General features: G+C 40.4%; 7 protein-coding genes and 1 pseudogene. All 8 read left to right on the top strand.

What is annotated here, in order from left to right; all coding sequences use genetic code 11:
- Positions 1-40: 40 nt before the first annotated feature.
- Entirely contained in the window at positions 41-574 is a 534-nt protein-coding gene (locus tag G3O08_RS06110) for a hypothetical protein (protein ID WP_163283906.1), read from the top strand.
- 181 nt (positions 575-755) lie between these two features.
- Entirely contained in the window at positions 756-2,156 is a 1,401-nt protein-coding gene (lpdA, locus tag G3O08_RS06115) for a dihydrolipoyl dehydrogenase (RefSeq protein ID WP_163283908.1), read from the top strand.
- Positions 2,157-2,203: 47 nt separating this feature from the next.
- The gene (gene hemH, locus G3O08_RS06120) at positions 2,204-3,226 is read left to right on the top strand and encodes a ferrochelatase (RefSeq protein WP_163283910.1); all 1,023 of its coding nucleotides are present in this window, start codon (positions 2,204-2,206) and stop codon (positions 3,224-3,226) included.
- Positions 3,227-3,460: 234 nt separating this feature from the next.
- The gene (locus G3O08_RS06125; RefSeq protein WP_163283911.1) at positions 3,461-4,744 is read left to right on the top strand and encodes an anthranilate synthase component I family protein; all 1,284 of its coding nucleotides are present in this window, start codon (positions 3,461-3,463) and stop codon (positions 4,742-4,744) included.
- Complete coding sequence (gene tilS / locus G3O08_RS06130) at positions 4,731-6,044, top strand: tRNA lysidine(34) synthetase TilS (protein WP_163283913.1); 1,314 nt, start codon at positions 4,731-4,733, stop codon at positions 6,042-6,044. Before G3O08_RS06125 ends, tilS begins: the two co-directional genes overlap by 14 nt.
- A complete protein-coding gene (locus G3O08_RS06135) occupies positions 6,045-6,740 on the top strand; it encodes a queuosine precursor transporter (RefSeq protein WP_163283915.1) in 696 nt (231 codons plus the stop codon).
- Between the two features lie 117 nt (positions 6,741-6,857).
- Positions 6,858-7,283 (top strand): annotated as a pseudogene (locus tag G3O08_RS21975) (protein-disulfide reductase DsbD domain-containing protein); the annotation flags it as partial.
- 141 nt (positions 7,284-7,424) lie between these two features.
- Complete coding sequence (locus G3O08_RS06140) at positions 7,425-9,320, top strand: cytochrome c biogenesis protein CcdA (protein ID WP_449397381.1); 1,896 nt, start codon at positions 7,425-7,427, stop codon at positions 9,318-9,320.
- The last annotated feature ends 713 nt before the right edge of the window (positions 9,321-10,033 follow it).

Consider the following 10,033-nt stretch of genomic DNA (forward strand, 5'->3'; position numbering starts at 1 on the left):
AATTAGCAAACGGAGTGTTGCAAAATCATAAAATAAAGAAATGAAGGCAAGCTCAAAGTTTGTATATTTAACAATCAAGATTGTAATCATAATCTTTGTTATTGGCTGTGTTTCTTCAAAGAATACGACAGAATCCGCTTCAAATCAGACAAATTCAATATCTAAAAAAGTTAAAACTCCCTTTACCGCTTATCGATTTTGGGGCAACGTAAGTGAAAGATTAGGAAATCCAAGTGTAGCCTTTGTTGCAGCTATTGGCGATTCTGGTTATATTCAAGGTGCCCCAGGCAAGTTTGGAACTGGTGATTATGAATTCTCACTTTCTGCGGAGAGAGCCAGTAAGGTTAAAGCTTTAAGGGTATCATTATCTCAATATGATACAATTATTCAAACGTTTGCCCCTGGCCGCTTGAGAGACTCAATAATCATTAATGATTTTACTTTAAATATAATTCCTGTTGAGTATTTTATTATTTATGGATATCAAAGTCATAAAGGTGGCAGACCTATTACGGCTGATACAACTTGGCTTGACAAGTATGGCAAACCGATAAAGAAAACCGAGACAGAATAATTGGGTCAAAAACCGTTATGCACAACATCGTGTTAAGGTTTATAAATAACTCACCAAAAAAAATTTGCAAGGTATTATCAATCTTGATCATCCCCACAAACATTATTTCCTTCCAGAGAATTCATCCCACCCTATTCCCCAATCTTTAGTACTTTTGCACCACGAAACAAAAAAAGTCAGAATGGATCAATATGATGTTGTAGTAATAGGCTCGGGACCGGGCGGATATGTATGTGCAATTCGCGCTGCTCAACTCGGTTTTAAAACTGCGTTAATCGAAAAATACGCTGCACTGGGTGGAACTTGCTTGAATGTGGGTTGTATTCCATCAAAAGCTCTGCTCGATTCTTCTGAACTTTATTTTAATGCTGCTCATAATTTTGAGGAGCATGGAATTGGCCTCAAAGATCTGAAGGTCAATCTGGAACAAATGATCAAGCGTAAATCGGAAGTTGTTGAGCAAACGGTAAGCGGTATTGACTTTTTGATGAAAAAGAATAAAGTTGATGTCATTCATGGACTTGGCTCATTCGTAGATAAAAACACAATCAAAATTGCGGGCGACGACGGTGATAAAGAAATAAAAGGAAAATATATTGTTATTGCCACAGGTTCTAAACCCAATTATTTTCCAGGAATGGAACCCGACAAAAAACGAATCATTACCAGTACCGAAGCGCTTGAATTAAAAGAGGTGCCAAAGAAAATGATTATTGTAGGTGGAGGTGTTATTGGCCTTGAGCTCGGCTCTGTGTACGGTCGCTTGGGTACTGAAATTACCGTTTTGGAGTTTATGGACACCATCATTCCAACGATGGATCGCACCATGGGCAAGGAATTGCAAAAAGTGTTGAAGAAAGAAGGATTTAAATTCAACTTTAACCACAAGGTTCAAAAAGTTGAAAATACCGGAAAAGGAGTGAAAGTAACTGCACTTGACAAGAAAGATAAAGAAGTAACATTCGAAGCAGATTATTGCTTGGTATCTGTTGGCCGAAAGCCATACACAGAAGGTCTTGGTCTGGATAAAATTGGTATAAAAACCGATAAGCAAGGAAGGGTAGAAACAGATGACCAGCTTCGCACCAATGTTGATAATGTTTTCGCAATTGGCGATGTAGTAAAAGGCGCAATGCTCGCGCACAAAGCCAGTGAAGAAGGAACCATGGTGGCTGAAATTTTAGCCGGTCAGAAGCCACATATCAATTACCGTCTTATTCCATCGGTAGTTTATACCTGGCCCGAAGTTGCCGGAGTAGGTTATACGCAAGAAGAGTTGGAGAAAGCCGGTCGTGAATTTAAAACAGGTTCATTTCCAATGCGCGCTTTAGGTCGGGCAAGAGCTAGTGGCGACCTTTACGGACAAGTAAAAATTCTTGCTGATAAAGAAACGGATGAGATACTGGGTGTTCACATGATTGGCGCACGCACTGCCGATCTGATTGCAGAAGCGGTAGTGGCAATGGAATACAGGGCGAGCGCAGAAGATTTGGCGCGTATGAGTCACGCACACCCAACGTATGCCGAGGCGGTTAAGGAAGCGGCTTTAGACGCCACCGGAAACCGAAGCATTCACAGCTAATTTAGTATTGTTTTTAAACATTTCGATCTGCGGATGTTTTGTATCGTATGAAAAAGAAAGTAGGAGTTTTACTGATAAATCTGGGTACGCCAGATAGTCCAAAGGTTAGCGACGTACGCCGTTATTTGACCGAGTTTTTGAATGACCCGAGGGTTATTGATATATCCTGGCTTGGAAGAAAGCTGCTTGTAAATCTTATCATCGTTCCATTTCGAGCACCAAAATCTGCAAAGATTTACAAGGCGCTTTTTGATAGTAACAATGGTGTGTCTCCTTTGCTGGAATACGGTGAAATTTTGAAAGCGAAACTCGGTGACAAATTTCAAAATGAAGATGTAACTATTGAGTTGGCAATGCGATACGGCAATCCCAGCTTAAATGAAGTCTGTGCCAGAATGGAGAAAGCCGGGTATGACGAAGTAATTGTTTTTCCGCTTTTCCCGCAATATGCCTCTTCCAGCACCGGTTCTGCATTAGAAAAAGCATTGCGCCTGATCAGAAACTGGTACGTAATTCCCGAACTAAAAGTAATTAGTCAATATTGGGATAATCCCGGTTATATCAATACGATTGTAGAGCGTGCTAAGAAGTACAATATCAGCGAGTACGACCATATTTTGTTTTCTTACCACGGACTTCCAGTCAGGCAAGTCGATAAAGTTTACGAAGACCGTAACTGCGATAACCACGATTGTGATAAGGAAATAAACGAAGAAAATCGATGGTGCTACAAGGCTACCAGCTACGCCACTACGCGCCTTATTGCCGAAAGGCTGGGCATTGCCGAAAAGGATTATACCGTTTGTTTCCAGTCGCGCTTAGATAACGAATGGCTTGAGCCATTTTCTGACAAAGTGGTAGAAGCATGGGGCAAGAAAGGAGCAAAGAAACTTCTGGCTTTCTCACCGGCCTTTGTTGCAGATTGTCTGGAGACTACCATTGAAATCGGCGATGAGTATCAGGAGATTTTTGAAAAGCACGGTGGCGAAAGGGTAGACCTGGTAGAGAGCCTCAACGATCATCCACTTTGGATAGATACCTGCGAAAAAATGATCCGCGAGCGACTTTAACATTGCTCTGACGGCAGCCTTTTTCACGCTCAAATGTATTCTTTTAGGTGTTTCTTCGATTGAAAACTTCACCTTTTTTGGGATCAATTCAGAGTGGAAAATTGATTCCTGTCTTGTAGAAGTAGCTATTAGCAAAACCTTTTGAGAATATTGCGGTTTATAAGGCATTCTGTTTTGGCGCAAAAAGGTTACTATTGTTTTAGAAATGATTTTGAAATCAAGAATTTTCAAAAATTGCCGAAGATTTTATCACATATTTTAAAGATTAACGAACCTTTGGAAAGGCTTCTTCATTTTGAAAATCAGAATGAATACTGCGCCTTTTTTATTACTTCTTCAGTCGAATTTTCTGCGGCAATCGGTGCTGTAAATACCATCGAAATTAAGGTTTCCAAAAATGCTTTCTCCAAGCTTGAAGAATTCCAGAGACAGAGTAAAGTTCGTATTGCGGGCTATTTGGGTTATGATTTAAAAAATGACCTTGAAAATCTGACTTCAGAAAATAGCGATGTATTGCAAATGCCGGAATCGGTTTTTTTCGAACCAAGAGTTTGGTTGCATTTCGCTCAAGGCGAATTGCGAATCGAGTCTGAAAATCAAGAAGATATAGATAGGATTGTGGAATGGCTTGAAGAACCTGACGCGCTTGTTGAGTCTCGTCAGCAAAATGTAAATTTAAAACCTCACACTTCCAGATCAGAATATGTTTCAAAAGCCGAATCAATAAAGGCTCATTTGAAGCGCGGCGATATTTACGAAGCCAATTACTGCATGCAGTTTAGCGGAAGCGTAGAAAATTTTGAACCCGTAGGTCAATTCATAAAACTCCAGGAGCTTACAAATGCTCCATTTTCGGTTTTTGCCAAGCTTGGCGACAAGTATATTTTATCGGCATCGCCCGAGCGATATCTCAAAAATACCGGTGGTGAACTTATTTCGCAACCAATTAAAGGCACAATGAAGCGCTCGCAAAATGCGGAAGAGGATAAGCAGCTTATTGAGGCACTGCGAAACGACCCCAAAGAACAGAGCGAGAATGTAATGATTGTTGATTTGGTAAGAAACGACCTTTCGCGAGTGGCAAAACGGAATTCAGTTCAGGTAAAGGAACTTTTTGGAGTAAAAACTTTTAAAACGGTTCATCATTTAATAAGCACAGTTGCGGCACAGCTCAATAAGGAAAAGTACACGCATTGGGATGCCATAAAAGCGACGTTTCCGATGGGTTCAATGACGGGTGCGCCAAAAATTAGTGCGATGAAAATTATTGACGCCCACGAAAATTTTAAACGTGGCGTATATTCCGGTGCTTTTGGTTGGATTAATCCTTCGGGCGATTTTGATTTTAATGTCTTAATTCGTACAATTATTTTCAATCAAAAAACAGGAAAGCTCGGCTTCTCCGTGGGTAGTGCCATTACCATCAATGCTATTCCCGAAAAGGAATACGAAGAGTGCATGCTCAAAGCTGAAGCCCTAATAAACACGTTAAAAACAAAAACAGGTGAACTTGCTTAAGCCATTTCGAAAAAAGATGCGTGAGCTGGGAATCCAGTCTGATACACCCCTTCTCATAGCCGTAAGTGGTGGAATGGACTCCATTGTTTTGCTTCACCTTGCGGTAAATGCTGGCCATAATGTCGCTGTGGCTCATGTTAATTTTAAGCTCCGTGGCGCTGAAAGTGATGCCGATCAGGATTTTGTAAAAGGGGTATGCAAGGATTTTAATATTCCGTTTTATACCGAAGTTTTAAAAGTCAACAAAGGCAAGGATAATGTGCAAATTGTTGCGAGAAACCTTCGTTATAATTGGTTTGAAATGCTTTGCGAAAAGAATGGTTTTGAATTTGTTTTAACTGCTCACCATCAAGACGATAAAATAGAAACCTTCTTTATCAATCTCCTTCGCGGTAGCGGAATTACAGGCTTGAGATCCATTCCCGAAAAGAATGAAAATATTTTAAGACCTATTTTGCAGTTTTCTAAAAGTGAGCTGCTGGCTTACGCCGAAAGGAGTGAAATTTCGTGGCGTGAGGATGCGTCGAATAAGAAGACCGATTATCTGCGCAATAAAATTAGACACGGAATTGCCAAAGATTTTTCAGAACTGTCTGATTCAGCTAATGCGAATTTGGCAAAGTCAATTGATTTTCTCACAGAAGCAAATCAGTATTTCGAAAATACGGCAGCCGTTTTTATTCATTCGTTAATCGTTGAAGAGGGAATCTATTCTATTTCGGAAGAAAAGTGGGATTTCCTCTTCGGTGCAAAGCCGCTCCATAAATACGTATTGGAGTTTTTCGGTTTTCGGTCAGATCAATTTGAAGCCTTGCGTACATTCGGCGAAAGCCAAAGCGGCAGGCGGATGGAAGGGGAGAGGTACATGATTTACCGTGATAGAAATCAATTCGTGTTGGAGCCAAAACAGGACGTTTCAGATCTTGAGATTCCAATTAATTCACCGGATGGAGAGATCAAATCACCGATTCAACTTAAATGGGAAACGAGCCAAAATCAAGAATACACACCCAACTCCGATCCCAATTTGGCCTTCCTCAATTTCGATGAGCTAAAGTTTCCCTTATTACTGCGTAAATGGCGTGACGGCGACAAATTTATTCCATTGGGAATGCCTGGTTCAAAAAAAGTGAGCGATTTTCTAACCGACCAAAAACTTTCAATTCCGCAAAAAAACAAAACTTACATTCTTGAATCTGCAGGAGAAATTTGTTGGGTGGTGGGGATGAGAATAGATGATAGATTTAAAAGCGTTGAAAATCAAAAATCTACATTTATGGTTAAATTAATCAAAGTCTAAATGACAACCATCCATCTACGCAAAAAACGCGATGCGCTGGCGCTTTACTTACTTCTTGCCGGTCTATTTATTACAGCTCTGGTGGCCTGTAATCTCATTGCCAATAAGTTTGTTACCGTAGATCTGGGGTTTAAAACTTTCATTGTTTCGGCCGGAGTTTTGCCTTATCCCATAACTTTTTTAATTACAGATATTCTCTCTGAAATATACGGACGCAAAAAAACAAACCTCGTAGTTTACGTCGGTTTCTTCGCTTCGATGTTCGTATTGCTAATCTTGTACCTCGGCAGTTCATTTCCATCCATTCCCACATCGTTGGTTACCGATGCCGATTACAATACCGTTTTTCAAAGTTCATGGCGGGTCATTCTGGCGAGTATGGTGGCTTATCTTTTTGCCCAGCTCATCGATGTGCGGCTTTTCCATTTCTGGAAACGGCTTACAAAAGGAAAGATGCTTTGGCTTAGAAATAATGCTTCGACTATTTTGTCTCAACTCGTTGACACAACGCTGGTTGTTTTGGTTCTCTTTGCCGGCCGACTGTCTTTCGATACAATGGGCGATTATATTCTCGACGGTTGGTTCTTTAAAGTTATTTGCGCTCTCGCCGATACAGTTTTCATTTACTTTTTTGTGTGGCTTATCAAGAGAAAATTCAAACTAAAAGTGCATCAAGAACTCGAATTTTTAGATTAATTTTTCAAAAGATTTCTTAATCTTCTGAACTTAGCTTTCCAAAATTAAACGGCAATTAATCCGCCTAATAGATCAAATTCAGTAGCTTTGCAGTTCATTCAGAGACCAGGAATTTACATGTTGAAATTCAAAGCATTTTTTGCTATTACATTTGCCTTTATATTTGTGCAAACCTCCGTTCTTGCGCAAGTTTACGATCCTGTAAAATGGAAATTTGATGTAAAAGAAATTTCTGATACCGAAGCTGAAATAATTTTTTCAGCAACAATAGAAGATGGCTGGCATATATATGCCAATGAGTTGGAGAGTGATATGGGGCCGCTTCCCACAGAGTTTTTGTTTAATGAGTCTGCTGATTATAAAACCGTTGGGAAAATAAAGCAGGGCAAATTCAAAACTGAATACGACAAGAATTTCCAGATGGATCTGGATTATTTTGAGGGCAGGCCTGTATTCAAACAACGCATAAAACGGATTTCAAATATAGACTTTAAAGTAACAGGCGAATTGTCGTACATGGTTTGCGATGACGAAAAATGCCTTCCACCAGAGTACATTCCTTTCGATCTTGCAGTAAAAGGAGCCGTTGGGAATCAAAGCCCAAATAAGCCTTTAGAAAATTTAGGGGGTAGTTCATTAAGCTCTTCGCTAAATCAAGCGCCACAATTAGAAGGCGAAAGTCAGATTTATGACCCCATAAAGTGGGAATTTTCTGTGGAAGATGAAACGGATTCTACGGCGGTATTGGTCGCTGAAGCCACACTTGAAGAGAATTGGCATCTGTACTCAATGTTTGTAGATGAAAATGCCGGGCCGGTACCAACATCACTAAACTTCGAAGAATCAAATAGTTTTGAAGTAATTGGTAAACCTTCTGAAGGCAAGCCTGAGATTATCTATGATCCAAATTTCCAAATTGACTTGGGATTATTCAGCGGTACGGCAAAATTCAAGCAGAAAATCAGAAAGCTTACTACTAAGCCAGCAAAAATTACGGGTCAGATAACTTTTATGGTCTGCGACGACATGAAATGTCTGCCGCCAGATGATTTAGATTTCGCTTTTGCAATAGAAGCCGGATCGGCGAATATCGAGTCAGCTAAAGCCGATGTTGAAACCATAGGTGAAAAGAAGGAAAGCAAACGAAGCAATTGGGGTATTTTTATAATCGCCTTTTTAAGTGGTTTTGCAGCCTTGCTCACGCCTTGTGTGTTTCCGATGATACCTATGACTGTGAGCTTTTTTACCAAGCAAAGTAAAACGCGTGCCGCAGGTATTAAGAATGCCATAATTTATGGATTGTCTATTGTAGTAATCTATGTTCTTCTTGGAGCCGTGGTTACCTGGGCATTTGGCGCTTCGGTACTGTCAGAGATGGCTACCAACCCATGGTTCAATCTCGCTTTCTTCGTTCTATTAATCGTATTTGCCATTTCCTTCCTTGGTGCTTTTGAGATTACCTTGCCAAGCTCATGGATCAATAAGGCCGATTCAAAAGCAGATAAAGGCGGATTGATCGGTATCTTCTTTATGGCATTTGTCCTCGCGTTGGTTTCGTTTTCTTGTACGGGCCCCATCGTGGGTAGCTTACTGGTTGAAGCCGCTTCGAGGGGTGGAACTGCACCCGTTATCGGAATGCTTGGTTTTAGCCTCGCCATTGCCCTTCCATTCGCGCTTTTTGCAGCGTTTCCGGGTTGGCTTAATTCGCTCCCGCAGTCTGGTGGCTGGCTCAATTCCGTAAAAGTCGTACTTGGGTTTCTTGAACTTGCTCTTGCCTTTAAATTTCTTTCGAATGCCGATTTGGTTATGGACTTCCATTTTCTGGAAAGAGAAGTATTCCTTGCAATTTGGATTGTGATATTTGGAATGTTAACCCTCTATTTGCTGGGCAAGCTCAAGCTTCCGCACGATAGCGACTTGAAATACATCTCTGTTCCACGAGTCTTGATGGCACTCGTTACCGGGATGTTTACCGTTTACATGATTCCCGGTTTATGGGGTGCACCGCTAAAACTTATCAGCGCTTTTCCACCGCCTATGCAGTACAGTGAAAGCCCGATGGGTGTTGGTTTTACAGGAGGAACTTCTGCCATAAATGCTCCCGAAAATGAAGATCAGCATCTTGGGCCACAAAATATTTACGTATTTCACGATTACAATAAGGGTCTGGCTTTCGCCAAAGAAAAAAACCTTCCTCTTATGCTCGACTTTACCGGAAAGGCCTGTGTAAACTGTCGTAAGATGGAAGAGCAAGTTTGGTCTGATCCGGAAATTAAGAGAAAGCTCGATCAGGAATTGGTGCTGGTTTCGCTTTATGTAGATCTTCGTGAAGAACTTCCAAAATCGGAGCAAATCACGGTTGATCTTGGGAATGGACGCGAGAAAAAGCTACGTTATGTTGGCGATAAGTGGGCAGCAATGCAGGAAATCAAATACAAGATTAATGCCCAGCCTTACTATGTATTGCTCGATCACAATGAGGAAATGCTCATTGAGCCGGCCAATTATCAGGATTATGGCGAGGTTGATCTCTTCAGCGACTGGCTTGACCGCGGAATCAAAAAATTCAAAAAGAAATAACCTGCAAGGTTAGGGGGCATATGTCCCCTTTTTTTATGGATTTTTGGAGGATGATTTAGTGGTTTTAATTCTTAAACTCTATCGATGCGAAGGGTATCCACCCTTCGGCCAATGTGCATGTTATACATTCAATTACTTTAGTATGGCTTATTGGCTTCGGTCAATTATGCCGTATTACAGCCAGCGAAATACCCATTTCTCAAATTAGAACTTATTTCTTAAACTTGAATTTGTTATAATTGTGAGGAGATTGCTTTTGAATACGCAAGCGAAGGATTGGGGTTCGGCTATAAAGACAATAAGAGGCACTGTTTCACTTATTTGAATGCTCACATTAATAAAGGAAATTGAAAAGACTACAAACGATATTATTTCTGTTATTCATCTCGAATTTCTCGCATGGTCAAAAGCTATGGAATGAAATGCACGAATTATACCCAAGAGGAGTAATCCTGAAAAATGAAATTAAAAAGGTGATATTTAAATTTGAAGATGGAGAATCTCAATCTTTATTATTCGATCAAAGAGGTTTTTTAATTGAAGAGGTTGAATCAAAAAATCGGCATTCAAATGATACAGCGCAGGTTGTCCCGACCCCCTATAAATTAGACTACAGTTAAAGTTTGAGATTTGTTGAATAATTGTCTTTAGGTTTTTTTTAGGCATTGGCAAGTCAAGTAATCCTACCTGACTTGCTTACCCATTTTACTTTC

The sequence above is a fragment of the Cryomorpha ignava genome (genome assembly GCF_010686655.1).
Lineage (GTDB): Bacteria > Bacteroidota > Bacteroidia > Flavobacteriales_D > Cryomorphaceae > Cryomorpha > Cryomorpha ignava.